At 64.2% G+C, this 14,940-nt stretch carries 19 protein-coding genes; all 19 read right to left on the bottom strand.

The genetic code is table 11. The annotated features are described in order from the left end of the window. Positions 1–8: 8 nt before the first annotated feature. The 19 genes from fliR to rfbA all read right to left on the bottom strand — a co-directional run bounded on the left by fliR (position 9) and on the right by rfbA (position 14,929). Entirely contained in the window at positions 9–785 is a 777-nt protein-coding gene (gene fliR, locus LRS53_RS02220; protein ID WP_017642082.1) for a flagellar biosynthetic protein FliR, read from the bottom strand. A gap of 3 nt (positions 786–788) precedes the next feature. Further along, positions 789–1,058 carry a flagellar biosynthesis protein FliQ gene (gene fliQ / locus LRS53_RS02215; RefSeq protein WP_017642081.1) on the bottom strand — a complete coding sequence of 90 codons (270 nt, stop codon included), beginning with the start codon at positions 1,056–1,058 and terminating at the stop codon, positions 789–791. Between the two features lie 28 nt (positions 1,059–1,086). Beyond that, positions 1,087–1,884 (bottom strand): flagellar type III secretion system pore protein FliP, encoded by a 798-nt coding sequence (fliP, locus tag LRS53_RS02210; RefSeq protein ID WP_093254838.1) that lies wholly within the window; start codon positions 1,882–1,884, stop codon positions 1,087–1,089. Further along, positions 1,881–2,294, bottom strand: coding sequence for a flagellar biosynthetic protein FliO (fliO, locus tag LRS53_RS02205; RefSeq protein ID WP_064308325.1), 414 nt, complete (start codon positions 2,292–2,294; stop codon positions 1,881–1,883). The genes fliP and fliO overlap by 4 nt, the downstream gene beginning before the upstream one ends. Before the next feature lie 3 nt (positions 2,295–2,297). Next, positions 2,298–2,753, bottom strand: a complete 456-nt coding sequence (gene fliN / locus LRS53_RS02200; protein ID WP_017642078.1) for a flagellar motor switch protein FliN — start codon at positions 2,751–2,753, stop codon at positions 2,298–2,300. A 55-nt stretch (positions 2,754–2,808) separates the two neighbouring features. Beyond that, on the bottom strand, positions 2,809–3,780 hold the full coding sequence (gene fliM, locus LRS53_RS02195; RefSeq protein WP_017642077.1) for a flagellar motor switch protein FliM: 972 nt from the start codon (positions 3,778–3,780) through the stop codon (positions 2,809–2,811). 8 nt (positions 3,781–3,788) lie between these two features. Continuing rightward, complete coding sequence (gene fliL, locus LRS53_RS02190; RefSeq protein WP_017642076.1) at positions 3,789–4,310, bottom strand: flagellar basal body-associated protein FliL; 522 nt, start codon at positions 4,308–4,310, stop codon at positions 3,789–3,791. Positions 4,311–4,429: 119 nt separating this feature from the next. Then, a complete protein-coding gene (locus tag LRS53_RS02185; protein WP_231354789.1) occupies positions 4,430–5,827 on the bottom strand; it encodes a flagellar hook-length control protein FliK in 1,398 nt (465 codons plus the stop codon). Between the two features lie 75 nt (positions 5,828–5,902). Then, the gene (locus LRS53_RS02180) at positions 5,903–6,259 is read right to left on the bottom strand and encodes an Hpt domain-containing protein (protein WP_231354788.1); all 357 of its coding nucleotides are present in this window, start codon (positions 6,257–6,259) and stop codon (positions 5,903–5,905) included. 48 nt (positions 6,260–6,307) lie between these two features. Further along, positions 6,308–6,751 (bottom strand): flagellar export protein FliJ, encoded by a 444-nt coding sequence (gene fliJ / locus LRS53_RS02175; RefSeq protein ID WP_017642073.1) that lies wholly within the window; start codon positions 6,749–6,751, stop codon positions 6,308–6,310. Between the two features lie 6 nt (positions 6,752–6,757). Beyond that, positions 6,758–8,104 carry a flagellar protein export ATPase FliI gene (fliI, locus tag LRS53_RS02170; RefSeq protein WP_231354787.1) on the bottom strand — a complete coding sequence of 449 codons (1,347 nt, stop codon included), beginning with the start codon at positions 8,102–8,104 and terminating at the stop codon, positions 6,758–6,760. Next, positions 8,094–8,873 carry a flagellar assembly protein FliH gene (gene fliH / locus LRS53_RS02165; protein ID WP_231354786.1) on the bottom strand — a complete coding sequence of 260 codons (780 nt, stop codon included), beginning with the start codon at positions 8,871–8,873 and terminating at the stop codon, positions 8,094–8,096. Before fliH ends, fliI begins: the two co-directional genes overlap by 11 nt. A gap of 67 nt (positions 8,874–8,940) precedes the next feature. Next, positions 8,941–9,951: a flagellar motor switch protein FliG gene (gene fliG, locus LRS53_RS02160; RefSeq protein WP_017642070.1), complete on the bottom strand. Its 1,011-nt coding sequence runs from the start codon at positions 9,949–9,951 to the stop codon at positions 8,941–8,943. Further along, the gene (gene fliF, locus LRS53_RS02155) at positions 9,938–11,746 is read right to left on the bottom strand and encodes a flagellar basal-body MS-ring/collar protein FliF (protein WP_231354785.1); all 1,809 of its coding nucleotides are present in this window, start codon (positions 11,744–11,746) and stop codon (positions 9,938–9,940) included. The genes fliG and fliF overlap by 14 nt, the downstream gene beginning before the upstream one ends. Positions 11,747–11,760: 14 nt before the next feature. After that, complete coding sequence (fliE, locus tag LRS53_RS02150) at positions 11,761–12,102, bottom strand: flagellar hook-basal body complex protein FliE (RefSeq protein WP_017642068.1); 342 nt, start codon at positions 12,100–12,102, stop codon at positions 11,761–11,763. 145 nt (positions 12,103–12,247) lie between these two features. After that, on the bottom strand, positions 12,248–12,541 hold the full coding sequence (locus LRS53_RS02145) for a ComEA family DNA-binding protein (protein WP_064308330.1): 294 nt from the start codon (positions 12,539–12,541) through the stop codon (positions 12,248–12,250). A gap of 59 nt (positions 12,542–12,600) precedes the next feature. Beyond that, entirely contained in the window at positions 12,601–13,515 is a 915-nt protein-coding gene (rfbD, locus tag LRS53_RS02140; protein WP_231354784.1) for a dTDP-4-dehydrorhamnose reductase, read from the bottom strand. Further along, on the bottom strand, positions 13,512–14,048 hold the full coding sequence (gene rfbC / locus LRS53_RS02135; protein WP_017642065.1) for a dTDP-4-dehydrorhamnose 3,5-epimerase: 537 nt from the start codon (positions 14,046–14,048) through the stop codon (positions 13,512–13,514). Before rfbC ends, rfbD begins: the two co-directional genes overlap by 4 nt. After that, on the bottom strand, positions 14,048–14,929 hold the full coding sequence (rfbA, locus tag LRS53_RS02130; protein ID WP_007160390.1) for a glucose-1-phosphate thymidylyltransferase RfbA: 882 nt from the start codon (positions 14,927–14,929) through the stop codon (positions 14,048–14,050). The genes rfbC and rfbA overlap by 1 nt, the downstream gene beginning before the upstream one ends. Positions 14,930–14,940: the final 11 nt, after the last annotated feature.

Below are 14,940 nucleotides of genomic sequence, written 5' to 3'. Positions count from 1 at the left end.
CGTATCTCCTAGCGGGCTCGGGCGAGTTCGCGCAGCCATCGCAGCGCCTCGCTGGCGAGACTTTCATAATGAGAGAGGATATCGGCGGTACCGAGCCAGACAATGACCATGCCCAGCACCACGATCAGCGGCATGCCGACGGAAAAGATGTTTAGCTGCGGTGCGGCGCGGGTCATGATGCCAAAGGCGATATTGACCACCAGCAGCGCGGTGATGGCCGGCAGCACCAGCAGGACGCCGGCGCCCAGGACCCAGCCCAGTCGTCCGGCGACCTGCCAGAAGTGCTCGACGCTCAGGGTATCGCCCACCGGCAGGGTGACGAAGCTTTCCGCGAGGATCTCGAACACCACCAGATGACCGTTCATGGCCAGGAACAGCAGCGTCACCAGCATGGTGAAGAACTGCCCCATGACCGGGGCCGAGGCGCCGTTGACCGGATCGATCATGGACGCGAAGCTCAGGCCCGCCTGAGTGGAAATGATCTGCCCCGCCACCACGAAGACATGGAAGAACAGCTGCAGACTGAACCCCATCACCGCGCCGATGAGGATCTGCTCGACGATCAATGGCAGCGCCTGGGGACTGATGGCGTCCACCTGAGGCATCGGTGGCAGGGTCGGTACCAGCACCAGGCTCAAGGCCAGAGCCAGGTACATCCGCACCCGCACCGGGACCAGGGTGGTGCCGATGATCGGCATGGTCATCAGTAGCGCGGCGATGCGAAACAGCGGAAACAGGAAGCTGCCGACCCAGCCGCCGATCTGCGCGTCGCTGAGGGCCAGCATGGCCTAGCCGATCAGCCGCGGGATGTTGGCGACCGAGGTCTGGATGAATTCCATCAACTGCCTGATCATCCAGGGCCCCAGGACGATCAGCGTCAACAGGGTGACGATCAGGCGTGGCAGAAAGCTCAGGGTCTGTTCGTTGATCTGGGTCGCCGCCTGGAAGACCGCCACGATCAAACCGACGATCAGACTCGGCACCACCAGCACCGTTACCAGCAGCGCGGTGAGCCAGAGACCCTGGCGGAACAGGTCGACGGCGACTTCAGGGGTCATTTCGCTTCTCCACGCAAAGGGGGCACCGCTAGACGGTGCCGAAGCTGCTGGCCAGGGTGCCCATGATCAATGCCCAGCCATCCACCAGCACGAACAGCATCAGCTTGAACGGCAGGGAGATGATCATCGGCGACAGCATCATCATGCCCATGGCCATCAGCACGCTGGCGATCACCAGATCGATGACCAGGAAGGGAATGAAGATCATGAAGCCGATCTGGAAGGCGGTCTTGAGTTCGGAGGTGACGAAGGCCGGCACCAGGATCGACAGCGGTGCCTGATCGGCGCTGGGGATGTCGGTGCGCTTGGACAGCCGCATGAACAGCTCCAGGTCCGATTGCCGGGTCTGTCCCAGCATGAAGTCCTTCATCGGCACCTGGGCCCGGGCGATGGCATCCTGGGCACTGAGCTGCTCGTTGAGATAGGGCTGCACGGCGGTGGTGTTGATACGGTCGAACACCGGCGCCATGATGAACAGCGAGAGAAACAGCGCCATACCCACCAGCACCTGGTTGGACGGCGTGGTCTGCAGCCCCAGCGCCTGGCGCAGGATGGCGAAGACGATGACGATGCGGGTAAAGCTGGTCATCAACATGACGAACGCCGGGATGAAGCTCAGCGCCGTCATGATCAGCAGGATCTGCAGGCTGACCGAATACTCCTGCTGCCCCTCGCCATTGGTACTCAGGGTGATGGCGGGAATCGACAGCGGATTGGCCTGCCCGGCCTGCTGCGCCAGCGCCAGGGGCGCGAACAGCAGCACGGCCAGTCCCAGCAACCAGCCCAGGGTACGTCCCAAGCCGGCCGGTAGACGCAAAGGGGTCATGGTTTCGCCTTGGGATCGCGGCTGATGAGTTCCAGCAGGCGCTGGGCGAATTCCGGGGCCGGCGCTTCCGTCTCGCCGAGCCGCACCGGCTCGCGCAGACTGTGCAACGGCGTGATGCGCCCCCCGGCGACGCCGATCAGCAACTGCTCCTGACCGACCTGCACCAGTACCAGCCGCTCGCGCGGCCCCAGGTGCTGGGTGGAGATCACCTTGATCAGCTGCTGGCCGCGTGGCCCCTGCTGCTGTACCCGGCGCACCAGCCAGGCCAGACCGAGAATCAGCGCGATCACCAGCAGCAGGCCGAGCAGCAGCTGGCCGAGCTGGGCCCCCACATCCAGCCCCGGTGAAGTGGCTTCGGCAGCACGCGCGGTCAGGGGCAGGAGACCCAGCGGCAGGAGCAGACTCTTCATGGATCACCGCAGCTTCTTGATACGTTCCGTGGGGCTGATGACGTCGGTCAGGCGGATCCCGAATTTCTCGTTCACCACCACCACCTCACCATGGGCGATCAGCGTACCATTCACCAGCACGTCCAGCGGTTCGCCAGCCAGACGGTCGAGCTCGATGACCGAGCCCTGATTGAGTTGCAGCAGGTTGCGGATGGAGATATCGGTGTGGCCGACCTCCATGGAGATGGTCACTGGGATGTCCAAGATCACATCCAGGTTGGGACCTTCCATGCCGCTCACCGCCAACCCCCCACTGCTCTGACCAAATTCTTCTACCGGCGCCTTGGGCGGCTTGGGGGTTTCGACCTGGGTACCCTGGGCCATGAGGGCGTCGATGTCGTCCTGGCTGGCGTCGCCGGCCTCAACCAGGGCCGCAGCCCACTCATCCGCCAGGGCTTGTTCTTCGGGGTTGTCTGCCATCGTCTGGGTCTCGTGCTACGCCGGGCCTAGGCCCGGACAAGAAAACGGTTGTCGCTCAGCGGCCGCGGCTGACCGGTTCGAGAATCTGCAGGGCCAGGTTGCCCTTGCGTGCGCCCATCTTGACCTTGAAGGTGGGCATGCCGTTGGCTCGCATGAGCATCTCCTCCGGCATTTCTACCGGAATCACGTCGCCGGGCTGCATGTTGAGGATATCGCGGAGTTTGAGTTGGCGCCGGACAACCGTCGCCTCCAGCGGCACGCGCACATCGAGTAGGTCCTCGCGCAGGGCCTTGACCCAGCGTTCGTCCTGATCGTCCACGTCCGACTGGAAACCGGCGTCGAGCATTTCGCGGATCGGCTCGATCATCGAATAGGGCATGGTCACGTGCAGTTCGCCGCCACCGCCATCCAGTTCGATGTTGAAGGTGCTCACCACCACCACTTCGCTGGGGCTGACGATGTTGGCCAGCGCCGGGTTGACCTCGGAGTTCATGTATTCGAACTGGCAGTCGAGCATGGCGCCCCAGGCTTCCTTAAGGTCGACGAAGCACTGGTCGAGCACCATGCGCACCACGCGCAGTTCGGTGGGGGTGAATTCCCGGCCTTCGATCTTGGCGTGGCGGCCGTCACCGCCAAAGAAGTTGTCCACCAGCTTGAATACCAGCCGGGCATCGAGGATGAACAGCGCAGTGCCGCGCAGTGGCTTCATCTTGACCATGTTGAGGCTGGTGGGGACGTATAGCGAATGGATGTACTCGCCAAACTTGGTAACCTGCACCCCGCCCACGGAGACGTCCGCCGAACGCCGCAGCAGGTTGAACATGCTGACCCGCGTATAGCGGGCGAAGCGTTCGTTGATCATCTCCAGCGTCGGCATGCGTCCGCGGACGATGCGATCCTGGCTGGTGAGGTCATAGCCCTTGATGGTGCCCGGCTCGGCATCGGTCTCGGTCTCGACGATGCCATCGTCGACCCCGTGCAGCAGGGCATCGATTTCATCCTGAGAGAGCAGATCTTGCACGGCCATGGTGTTACCTATTGCAGGACGAGATTGGTGAACAATACCTGTTCGATGGCAGTCTGGCCGGTCAGTTTCTTCGCCAGCTCCTGAACCTTGCTGGTGGCCTGCTGGCGCAGCATCTCCTTGCCCACCGGGGTAAGGAGACTGTTGAAGTCCTGGCCAGAAAACAGCATCACCAGCTGGTTGCGGACCTGCGGCAATTGCGCCTTGAGCGCATCCATCTGCCCCTGGTCGCGCCCCATCAGGGTGACCGTGACCTGCATGTAGCGCTGACGACCCTCGGCGTTGTAGTTGACCACGAAGGCTGGCACCAGCGCCTGGTAGACCGCGGCGAGATGCACCGGTGCCGCCGGCGCGGCCGGCGCGGCGTGCTCGGGTTCTGCGCTCTTCTTGCCGAGCAGGAACCAGGTCGCACCCACCGAGGCCCCGATGACCAGCAGCAGGGCCACGACGATGATGATGATGAGTTTGAGCTTGCCCTTGCCCTTGCCTTCTGCGGCTGCACCCTCTGCCGCAGGGGCCTGCTTCTTCGCCATAAGTACTCGACCGAATCCTGTGCTGCCCGTCACCCTTGCGGGGTGACGCAGCTAACCTATTGATACGAAGGGGATATAGCAGGTGCGGCCGAGGCTGTCACCTGGCAGCCGGCGGCCTGTCACGCGTAGTAGTCGACCAGACTGCGCGCCGCGAGCGTGGCCGAGCCGCGCGTTTCGGCGACGTTCGCCACCGCTTCTTCCTCACCACCACCTGCCACACCGCCTCGACCCCGACGCGAGCCGTCGTCCTGGCCACCCTGCTGCGACTGCTGCCAGGCCTGACCGGACGACTGGTCGGAGACGTTGACGTTGGCCAGGTTCATGCCCTGCTGGGCGAAGAGTTCGCGCAGCCGCTGGCTGCCATTATCCAGGGCCTCGCGCACGTCGGCGTGGGGGCTGGCGAAGGTGACCTGGGTCTGGTCCTGGGTCATGTCGATGCGCACCTCCAGCTTGCCCAGTTGCGCCGGCTCCATCTGGATGTCGGCGGTCTTGAGATTCTGGCTGGACATCCACATGACCTTGTCGACCACCGCCTCGCTGAAGTTGCCGGCTTGCGGACTGAGCGGCTGGCCAGGCACCGTGGCGGTGACCGGGCGAGCCGTCGCCGCGGGCGTACTGAGCGCTTGCGACAGGGAGGTGAGTTTATCGGCAAAGGCCTCGGCCTTGCTCGGTACCGCCGCGTCCTGGCCATCCCCCTGATCCAAGACCGCGACCAGCGCAGCGCTGGCCGCCTGATCCGCTGCGGGGGCGGGCGTACCATCCCCTGGCAACAGCCCCTGCAGCTGCGTTGCTGCCAGGTTGTTGGCGGCCTTGTTGGCATCACCCTGAGCCTGAGGCAGCTGACCCAGCAGTTGCGCTAAGCCGGCGTCCGGCGCCTGCTGCTCGCCGGTCTTGGTCGCGGTGGCCGTTGCGCCAGCCGCCACTCCCGTGGCGGTTCCCGGAATGGCAGAGGCCAAGGCGCCGCCCAGCACCGCTGTCGGATCAGGGGTCTCGGTAGCGGTGGCGGTGGTGGTCGCTTCGGCAGTCGTCCCGGTCGGGGCCTGGGCGGTCGCCACCGGCACGGCTACCGGCTGCGGGAGCTGACCGGTCATACCGAACATGAACAGCGGATCCAGTACCGCATCGAGCGGCGCCTTGGCGTCTTCGTCCTTGGCCACCGGCAAGGCCTTGCCGCTGTCGTCGGCGGCGGCTGCCGACTGCTCGCCGCCCTTGGCGGTGCTGTCGGCCTGGGGCTTGGCGTCCGCCGTGCGGTCGTCATCAGCAGCGCGTGGCGTCCGGTCATCGGCATCCCGGGCACGCCCGGATTCGTTCTTGCGCGCCTGGCTGGGCGCCTTGCTATCGCTGGTATCGCGCGGCTTTTCGCTGCGCGCCGGCTCCCGCGGCTGCTCCTGGGCAAAGACGTCGGCGAACCGCTCCTGCGTCGCCGGGCGGTCCTGGGAAGGGGTCTTGGCCGCAGCTCTGCCGGTAGCGGCTGGAGAGGTGGCGGTATTCAGAAGGAAATCGGGCACGACTGCCATGGAGAGCTCCGAACGACGGGTTTTCGGATACCTAGCAAGTTACGCGCCAGCCGCAAACGCCAGCGCTTTGACGAGTCAGCCGGCGTAGCGTTGCCGCTCGACTTTGAACAGGATGCGGACAATGGCGAATTCGCGCTCCATGGCGGAGATGCCCATGGCCAGCTCGGCGGTGGAGGCCCGCCGCCGAGCGCCCTCCTCCACCTCCCGACACAGCTGCGCCAGAGGCGCTGCGCCCATGTTGCCGGCACTGCCCTTGAAGCTGTGCGCCAGCTGACGAACCTGCTCGGCATCACCACCGATCACGCTACGCTTGAGCTCGGCGATACGCTCTTCGCAGTCGAGCAGAAAGGTTTCGATGAGGTCGACGTATTCCTCCTCCATGCAGTCGCGCAGGGTGGCGAGCGTATCCGGATCGAGGTGGTGGGAAAACATCGGCATTCTCACTGACGGGAAGACAAGGAACGAGCGTCGAGGTCGGGGCTAGATATAGGTCGAACGGGCCCGCTGGGCGTATTCGTCCATCTGTTTCTGCTCGCGCTTGTCCTCGACCAGGCGCTGCTCCTGGCGATAGCGCTCGACCAGCTTGCGCAGGCCTTCGAGACGAGCATAACGCTCCTGCCACTGGGTGCGCGCCTTGGCCACCACGTCGCGGTGCCACTGGGCGTTACGCTCCTGTTGGCCAATCGCCTCTTCCAGCTGGCTGAGAAAACGCTGATAGCCGATCAGCCATTGTCCGGTGACACCACGGCTGCCGTTGACCACCAGCCGTTGCTGGTAATCCTCGCGATAGCGCTGCAATTCCCCCAGCTTGAACTCGGCCTGGGCCAGCTGCTGCTGGCACTGCCCCAGGCGCTGGGCGGCGTCGCGCTCGTCGCGCTCGCTCATCTCCACCACCGGCCCCAGACGTTCGGCTCTGCCTTTCATGATCTATCAGCCTCCCAATACGGCTTGGAGATTGGCGGAACTCTGCTCCAGCGATTCGCTCTCGCGCAGGCCCTGACGCAGGAACTGCTGCATAGGCGCATAGCGGGCGATCGCCAGATCGGTGTCGGCATTCCCGCCGGGTACATAGGCACCGACACTGAGCAGGTCCTTGGCCTGCTGATAGAGCGACCAGAGCTGCTTGACGCGCTGGGCGTTGCGCAGATGCTCCGGGCTGACCACCTGGGGCATGACCCGGCTGATGGACGCCTCGATGTCGATCGCCGGATAGTGCCCTTCCTCGGCCAGCCGCCGCGACAGCACGAAGTGACCATCCAGCACGCCACGCGCCGAGTCGGCGATGGGATCCTGCTGGTCGTCGCCTTCCGAGAGCACAGTATAAAACGCCGTGATCGAACCCCCACCTTTTTCTGCGTTGCCGGCCCGCTCCACCAGGCGCGGCAGCTTGGCGAACACCGACGGCGGGTAGCCCTTGGTCGCCGGCGGCTCGCCGATGGCCAGGGCGATCTCCCGCTGCGCCTGGGCATAGCGGGTCAGGGAATCCATCAGCAGGAGCACGTTCTTGCCCTTGTCGCGAAAGTATTCGGCGATGCGGGTGCAGTACATGGCCGCGCGCAGGCGCAGCAGGGGTGCATCGTCCGCCGGCGAAGCCACGACCACGGCCCGCTTGATGCCCTCCTCGCCAAGGATGTGCTCGATGAATTCCTTCACCTCGCGACCCCGTTCGCCGATCAGCCCGACCACGATGATCTCGGCCTTGGTCAGCCGGGTCATCATGCCGAGCAGCACGCTCTTGCCCACGCCGGTACCGGCGAACAGGCCGAGACGCTGGCCGCGACCTACCGTCAACAAACCGTTGATGCTGCGGATGCCAACGTCCAGGGGCTCGCTGATGGGTTCGCGCTTGAGCGGGTTGATGGTGGGACCGTCCATGGGCACCCAGTCTTCGGCACGCATGCGGCCCTTGCCGTCCAGGGCATTGCCCAGGCCATCCAGGACGCGGCCGAGCATGGACATCCCCATGGGCAGGCGGCCGGTATCCGGCACGGGCACCACCCGGGCGCCGGGGGCGATGCCGGCCAGGCTGCCCACCGGCATGAGAAAGGTCTTGTTGCCGTTGAAGCCCATCACCTCGGCCTCGACTTCCACGGGCTGGTAGCCACCGCCATTGATCAACCGGCAACGACTGCCAACGGCGGCGCGCAGGCCTTCGGCCTCCAGGGTGAGACCGACCATGCGCAACAGGCGGCCTTCGATCACCGGCTGCTGCTCGACCCGGATGGCTTCATCGTAACCGCTGAGGCGGCGTTCGAAACTCAGACGCTCAAGACGCATGGGAGGCATCCTCGATGTCGATGTGCAGATCGGCTTCCTGGGGCTGGGTCGCCTGGTGGCGCTGCTGTTCGGCCAGCTGGGTCAGGGCCTGGGTCAGACGGGTCTCGATGCTGGCATCGATGACGCTGCTCTCGGTCTCGATCCGGCAGCCGCCGGGCATCAGGGTCTCGTCTTCGAGGATGCGCCATTTTTCCTCGTGGCGATCGCGCAGGGCCTTCATCAATTCAAAGTCCTGGGGGCTGACCTGGATACGGATGTTCTCGGCCCCCATGGGCAGTAGCTTCAGCGCCGTGCGCACCACCTGACCCAGCTGACTAGAGTCTAGCGTGAGTTCGCGCTGGATGACCTCGCGGGTGATGTGCCGGACCAGCTGCACCATGCCGGCTTCCAGGGCCTGGTCCTGCTCGCCGATGGGATCGAGCAGATGGCTCATCAGGGTTTCCAGGCTGGCCAGCCGGGCGGTCAGCGCCGCCTCGGCCTCCTGGCGCGCCCTGAGCTGGCCGGCATGGTAGCCGTCGCGCTCGCCGGTGACGAAGCCTTCGTTGTAGGCCTCCTGGCGGATCGCCTCCAGCTCTTCGAGGGTGATCGGCTGGACCTCTTCGACTGGCACCTCTTCGATCTGGGGTTCCGGCTGGGCCTCGGGCTCGGCAGCGGTGGGCGCTGGGATCACCTCGGGCTCGTCGAAGCTGTCGAAGGCTGGCAGGCGCCAGACATCGAAGGCTTCCAGGTCCCGCGCTCTGATCAGTTCGCTTGCCGCTTCTTTGCTCATTACCTGTCCGTCAGAAAACCGCTACTGACCAGACCTTAGCAAAGCACAGGCCAATCCTTGCAAGCCGTCAGACCATTTCCTCGCCACCCTTGCCACCGAGGACGATCTCGCCGGCGTCGGCCATGCGGCGGGCAACGGCGAGCACCTCCTTCTGCGCCCCCTCCACCTCGGAGAGCCGCACCGGGCCCTTGGCCTCCAGATCGTCGCGCAGCAGTTCCGCCGCGCGCTTGGACATGTTGCGGAAGAACTTCTCCTTGATGCCGTCGTCGGCGCCCTTGAGCGCCAGCACCAGCACATCGGAAGACACCTCGCGCAAGAGCGCCTGGATGCCACGATCGTCGACGTCGGCCAGATTGTCGAAGACGAACATCAGGTCCTCGATCTGCCCCGACAGATCCTGGTCCGCGTCGCGGATCGCCTCCATCAGCGGGCCTTCGACCGAGCTGTCCAGGTAGTTCATGATGTCGGCGGCGCGTTTCACGCCGCCCAGAGCGGTACGGGTGGTGCTGGCGCTGCCGGAGAACTGCTTCTCCAGGATGAGGTTGAGTTCCTTGAGCGCCGCCGGTTGCACGGTGTTCAGCGAGGAGACGCGCAGGACGATGTCCAGGCGCACCTTGTGATCGAAGTGCCCGAGCACCTCGGCGGCCTGGTCGGGATCCAGGTAGGCCACCACGATGGCCTGGATCTGCGGGTGCTCATAGCGAATAACGTCGGCTACGGCGCGCGGCTCCATCCACTTCAGGCTGTCCAGGCCGCTGGTGTTGCCGCCCAGCAGGATGCGGTCGATCAAGCCACTGGCCTTGTCTTCGCCCAGGGCCTGGGTGAGCATCTTGCGGATGTAGCCGTCGGCGCCCACGCCCAGACTGGTCTGATCGCCCACCACCTCGATGAAGTCGCCCAGCACCCGCTCGACCTGCTCGCGGTTGACGTTGCGCATCTGGGCCATGGCGGTACCGACCTTCTGCACCTCCTTGGGCCCCATGTGGCGCAGGATCTGCGCGGCATCGGCTTCGCCCAGCGACAGGAGGAAGATCGCGGCCTTCTCTACCTTGGAAAGTTGCGCTTCATTCGTCGCCATTGATCCAATCCTTCACTACCTGGGCGACACGGCCCGGATCATCGTTGACCAGCTGCTTGATGGCGGTCAGTTGAGCGTCATAGCCCTCGCTCGGACTCGGCAGCAACAGCGGTGCAGGACCGGCCAGGCTCACCTTGTCGTCGGCCAGATCGTCCGACAGGCCATCCAGACCACCGGCACCCAGGGCCCCGGCACCACCGGCAGCGGCCAGGGCGGCGGCGTCCTTGGTGTTGCCGCCGGACAGATTCTTCAGCACCGGACGCAGCACCCCAAAGACTAGCACCAGGATGAAGAGGACGCCGAGGGCCTGCTTGATCACCCCCCAGAACCAGGGCTGCTGGTAGAAGGGAATGCTCTCGATCTCTTCCTGCTGCACCGGTGCGAAGGGTGCGTTGATCACGCTCACGCTGTCGCCACGGCTGGCGTCGAAGCCCACGGCATCCTGCACCAGGCGGGTGAAGCGAGCCAGGTCTTCGGGGGTCCAGGGCTGATGGCTGACCTTGCCGGTCGCATCGACCTTGACCTGATCGTCCAGCACCACCGCGACGGAAAGCCGACGCAGACGACCCTGCTGCTGACGGGTATAGCTGATGCTGCGGTCCAGCTCGTAGTTACGGGTGTTCTGCTCACGCTTGTCGGTCGGGTACGGCAGGGTCGCCGGCAGGCTGGTCTTGCTGTCATAGATGTACTGGTCGTTGGCGTCGCGCAGCGGCTGGCCCGGAGCGATGTAGTTCGCGCCGCCACCCTGGGCACCGGCCTTTTCGGGGGTCGAGGACGGACCGGGCGGCTGGTTGGACAGTGCACCGGGCACACCCTGGGCGCCGCCGCCGGAAGTCTGACGTTGCTCGCTGTTCTGCTGCTCGCTACGTAGCGCAGGTTGATCCGGGTTGAACTGCTCCGACGTCGACTCCACGGCGTTGAAGTCCACGTCGGCGGCCACCTCGGCCTTGAAGCGGCCGTTGCCGAGCACCGGCTGCATGATGTTCTGCACGCGCTGGGTCAGGGAGCCTTCCATCTTGCGGGTATAGTCCAGCTGCTTGCCAGCGATCGACAGCTCGGAAAGATTCTGCTGATCGGACAGCAATTGCCCCTTCTGGTCGACGATGGTGACTTGGGACTTGTCCAGCTCCGGCACGCTGGTAGCGACCAGGTTGATGATGGCCATGACCTGACCGGCATCCAGGGTACGACCGGCGTACATCTCGACCAGCACCGAAGCACTCGGCTTGCGCTCGTCACGGACGAACACCGAACTCTTCGGAATCGCCAGGTGCACCCGGGCACCCTTGATGTTGTTGAGGCTGGAGATAGTGCGGGCCAGTTCGCCCTCCAGGCTACGACGATAGTTGGCCGCTTCCATGAACTGGCTGGTGCCCAGCGGCTGCTCCTTGTCCAGCAGTTCGAAGCCGACGTTGCCATCATTGGCGGTGATGCCAGCCGCGGCCATCTTCATGCGCGCGCGGCCAATGTCATCGGACTTGACCAGCAGGGCGCCGGAATTCGGATCGACCTTGTAGCCGATGTCGGCCGCACCCAGGGCCTGCAGCACCTGATTGGCGTCGAGACCATTCATGCTGGTGTACAGCGGCCGATAGTCCGGCTGCTGGGTCCAGAGCACCACGGCGAAACCCAGGGCGACGCTGGCGGCGAGGCCGATCAGCAGCCCCATCTGCCGCAGCAGCGGCATGTCGGCCAGGTTGTCGAGAAAGCTGAGACCCAGCAGCGACTTCTTGGGCTTGTCTTCAGCCTCGGGCTTGGTCGTGGGGACGGGGGCGTTGGTAAGAGCGTCAGCCATTTTCTAGACCGTCCTCAAATCGACATTTGCATGATGTCTTGGTACGCCTGCACGAACTTGTTGCGTACCTGGGTCAAGGCCTGCACGGAGACGCTGGCCTTCTGCGAAGCGATCATGACTTGAGTGAGGTCGACGCCACCCTGACCCAGCTCGAAGGCCTTGGCCATCTCGCCGGCGGTCTGCTGGGTCTCGTTGACGGAGCCCACGGCCTTGCTGAGCATGTCGGCGAAGCTCGGACCCTGGACCTGCTCTGCGCCGGCAGCAGGCGCTGCGACGGCTTTCGACCGGGCCATGGCTTCGGTCTGCATGGAGCGCATTTCCAGCATCAACCGATTGAACTCGACACCTTGAACCATTTTGCTCTGCTCCTCTGGCACGGGAAATTGACGCCGTACCCACTCGTGTCAGAGATAGAGCAATGCCTGTGCCAGATCCTAAAAATCCAGCTAAAACAATGGCTTGGTAAAAAGGTGCCGAGAACCGGTTAAAGTTTGCCGAGAATCAGTCGACGCTGAGGAGTTCGCGGTTACGCTGCAGCAGGGCCTTGCCGATGCCCTTGACCTCGAGCAGCTCGTCCACCGAGGCAAAGGCGCCATGGGCTTGGCGATGGTCGACGATGGCCTGTGCCTTGACCGCCCCGATACCCCGCAGCCGTTGCAGCGCGGTGGCGTCGGCGACATTGATGTTCAGCGGCGCCGGGTCGGCAGGTTTGGTCGCGGCAATCGCGCTGGGCTCGCAAGCACCCGCCCAGGGACTGAGCAGGGCCAGCAACGTCACTATCCAGATGAATCTCATAGAGGAACCTCCCTGTTCCGCTGTTTGATTCGAGGAGCTTAACGCAAAGGATCAGGCGGTCAACTCACCAGCGACCCTGCCTGGGCGCGCTCGGTCCTGAGCGCCAGTAGGGTCTGGCGCACACCCTGGCGCCAGTCGCTGGGCGGGATAGCGAAATGCTGCTCCAGGGCGCTGGAATCCAGCATGGAATAGGCTGGGCGCTTGGCCAGGGTGGGAAACTCGGAGGTGGCGATGCCAGTGATCAGCGGGGCGCGCTCCAGCATGCCCAGCTCCTGGCCGACATCGATGATGTAGCGCGCGAAGTCGCACCAGCTCAGGCCGCTGTCGCCACCGAAGTGATAGAGCCCGTAGGCCACCTGCTCGGGCTGAGCCTTAGCCTGGACGGCGATCTGCAACAGGGCGTCGGCGATATGGCCAGCATAGGTCGGGCAACCCACCTGATCGCTGACCACGCGCAATTCGTCGCGATCGGCGGCAAGTCGCAGCATGGTCTTGAGAAAGTTGTTGCAGTGTTCGCTGAATACCCAGGCTGTTCTCAGCACCACCGAGCGCGGGCAAGCGGAGAACACCCGATTCTCCCCTTCCAGCTTGGTCATGCCGTAGACCCCGGAGGGGCTGACTGGATCCTCGACCTGGTAGGGCTCGGTCGCCGTACCGTCGAAGACATAGTCGGTGGACAGATGCAGCAGCGCGATACCGGCAGCGCCGCAGGCCTGGGCCAGAACTGCGGGACCTTCGATATTGCCACGGGCGGCGATCTCCGGCTCCTGCTCGGCCTTGTCGACCGCCGTGTAGGCGGCCGCATTGATCACGACGTCCGGCGCGAATCGCTCGAGATGGCTGGTTACCGAGCCTTCGTCAGCGATATCCAGAGTGGCACGTCCATGGGCCTCCCATGCCAGTTCTGAACGCTGAAGCCGGTCGGTCAGACAACGTCCGACCTGACCGTTCGCGCCGGTAACCAGTATCTTCATCTATACAGCTCCGCCAATCGAAGACCTTGTGCATCTTTGGCGGACAGGATGGGATCCGTTACCCGCCAGTCGATATTCAGATCCGGATCATTCCAGATCAAAGACCCTTCATCAGAGGGATCGTAATAATCTGTGCACTTGTATTCAAAATCAGCGGTTTCCGACAGCACCACGAAGCCGTGGGCGAGGCCCGGCGGTATCCAGAGCTGGCGCTTGTTGTCTTCCGAGAGGATCTCGGCGACCACGTTGCCGAAGGTAGGCGAACCGCGACGGATGTCGACGGCCACGTCCAGCACCTCGCCGCGCACGACGCGCACCAGCTTGCCTTGCGGCTTGCTGCGCTGGAAATGCAGACCACGCAGCACGTTCCGGGCGGAACGCGAATGGTTGTCCTGGACGAAGGCCAGGGTGATCCCCGCCTGCTGGGCATAGCGCTCCGCCTGGAAGGACTCCAGGAAGAAGCCGCGGTCGTCACCGAAGACCTTGGGTTCGATCAGCTTGACGTCCGGGATCGCGGTATCGAAGACCTGCATCAGTCCTGCTCCTTGCACAAACGGGCCAGGTACTGGCCGTAGCCGGTCTTGCTCAGGGCTTCGGCCTGCAATGCCATCTGCTCGCAGGTGATCCAGCCTTTCTGGAAGGCGATCTCTTCGAGGCAGGCGACCTTCAGGCCCTGGCGCTTCTCGATGGTCTGGACGAAATGGCCGGCTTCCAGCAGGGCATCGTGGGTACCGGTATCCAGCCAGGCGAAACCACGACCCAGCAGGGAAACGTTCAGCGAGCCACGGCGCAGGTACTCGTTGTTGACGTCGGTGATTTCCAGCTCGCCGCGGGGCGACGGCTTAATGTTGGCAGCGATGTCCAGCACGTCGTTGTCGTAGAAATACAGACCGGTAACGGCGTAGTTGGATTTCGGCTTCTTGGGCTTCTCTTCGATGCTCAGGGCCTTGCCCTGCTCGTCGAACTCGACCACACCGAAGCGCTCGGGGTCGGCCACGTAGTAGCCGAAGACGGTGGCGCCCTTCTCCACGCTCGCCGCCTTGAGCAGCGTCTCGCTGAAGCGCTGACCGTAGAAGATGTTGTCGCCCAGGACCAGGCAGACGTTGTCATCGCCGACGAATTCGCGACCGATGATGAAGGCCTGAGCCAGGCCGTCCGGACTGGGCTGCTCGGCATAGCTCAGCTGCATGCCAAAGTGGCTGCCGTCACCGAGCATCCGCTGGAAGCCGGGCAGGTCGGCCGGCGTCGAGATGATCAGGACTTCCTGAATACCGGCCAGCATCAGCACGGACAGCGGATAGTAGATCATGGGCTTGTCGTAGATCGGCAGCGACTGTTTGGACACGCCCAGGGTAATGGGGTGCAAACGGGTACCGGAGCCACCGGCCAGCAGAATTCCCTTGTATTTGCTCATGGCAATCGTCC

This window comes from Pseudomonas sp. PLB05 (genome assembly GCF_021106615.1).
GTDB classification, from domain to species: Bacteria; Pseudomonadota; Gammaproteobacteria; order Pseudomonadales; family Pseudomonadaceae; genus Chryseomonas; species Chryseomonas benzopyrenica.
The sequence above is the reverse complement of the archived record's forward strand: the minus strand, read 5'-3'. Positions and strand labels throughout refer to the sequence as shown.

What these genes read in the sequence shown, in the direction of transcription:
- fliR (WP_017642082.1), bottom strand. Translation starts at nt 785, where the DNA reads ATGCTGGCCCTCAGCGACGCGCAGATCGGCGGCTGGGTCGGCAGCTTC.
- fliQ (WP_017642081.1), bottom strand. Translation starts at nt 1,058, where the DNA reads ATGACCCCTGAAGTCGCCGTCGACCTGTTCCGCCAGGGTCTCTGGCTC.
- fliP (WP_093254838.1), bottom strand. Translation starts at nt 1,884, where the DNA reads ATGACCCCTTTGCGTCTACCGGCCGGCTTGGGACGTACCCTGGGCTGG.
- fliO (WP_064308325.1), bottom strand. Translation starts at nt 2,294, where the DNA reads ATGAAGAGTCTGCTCCTGCCGCTGGGTCTCCTGCCCCTGACCGCGCGT.
- fliN (WP_017642078.1), bottom strand. Translation starts at nt 2,753, where the DNA reads ATGGCAGACAACCCCGAAGAACAAGCCCTGGCGGATGAGTGGGCTGCG.
- fliM (WP_017642077.1), bottom strand. Translation starts at nt 3,780, where the DNA reads ATGGCCGTGCAAGATCTGCTCTCTCAGGATGAAATCGATGCCCTGCTG.
- fliL (WP_017642076.1), bottom strand. Translation starts at nt 4,310, where the DNA reads ATGGCGAAGAAGCAGGCCCCTGCGGCAGAGGGTGCAGCCGCAGAAGGC.
- LRS53_RS02185 (WP_231354789.1), bottom strand. Translation starts at nt 5,827, where the DNA reads ATGGCAGTCGTGCCCGATTTCCTTCTGAATACCGCCACCTCTCCAGCC.
- LRS53_RS02180 (WP_231354788.1), bottom strand. Translation starts at nt 6,259, where the DNA reads ATGTTTTCCCACCACCTCGATCCGGATACGCTCGCCACCCTGCGCGAC.
- fliJ (WP_017642073.1), bottom strand. Translation starts at nt 6,751, where the DNA reads ATGAAAGGCAGAGCCGAACGTCTGGGGCCGGTGGTGGAGATGAGCGAG.
- fliI (WP_231354787.1), bottom strand. Translation starts at nt 8,104, where the DNA reads ATGCGTCTTGAGCGTCTGAGTTTCGAACGCCGCCTCAGCGGTTACGAT.
- fliH (WP_231354786.1), bottom strand. Translation starts at nt 8,873, where the DNA reads ATGAGCAAAGAAGCGGCAAGCGAACTGATCAGAGCGCGGGACCTGGAA.
- fliG (WP_017642070.1), bottom strand. Translation starts at nt 9,951, where the DNA reads ATGGCGACGAATGAAGCGCAACTTTCCAAGGTAGAGAAGGCCGCGATC.
- fliF (WP_231354785.1), bottom strand. Translation starts at nt 11,746, where the DNA reads ATGGCTGACGCTCTTACCAACGCCCCCGTCCCCACGACCAAGCCCGAG.
- fliE (WP_017642068.1), bottom strand. Translation starts at nt 12,102, where the DNA reads ATGGTTCAAGGTGTCGAGTTCAATCGGTTGATGCTGGAAATGCGCTCC.
- LRS53_RS02145 (WP_064308330.1), bottom strand. Translation starts at nt 12,541, where the DNA reads ATGAGATTCATCTGGATAGTGACGTTGCTGGCCCTGCTCAGTCCCTGG.
- rfbD (WP_231354784.1), bottom strand. Translation starts at nt 13,515, where the DNA reads ATGAAGATACTGGTTACCGGCGCGAACGGTCAGGTCGGACGTTGTCTG.
- rfbC (WP_017642065.1), bottom strand. Translation starts at nt 14,048, where the DNA reads ATGCAGGTCTTCGATACCGCGATCCCGGACGTCAAGCTGATCGAACCC.
- rfbA (WP_007160390.1), bottom strand. Translation starts at nt 14,929, where the DNA reads ATGAGCAAATACAAGGGAATTCTGCTGGCCGGTGGCTCCGGTACCCGT.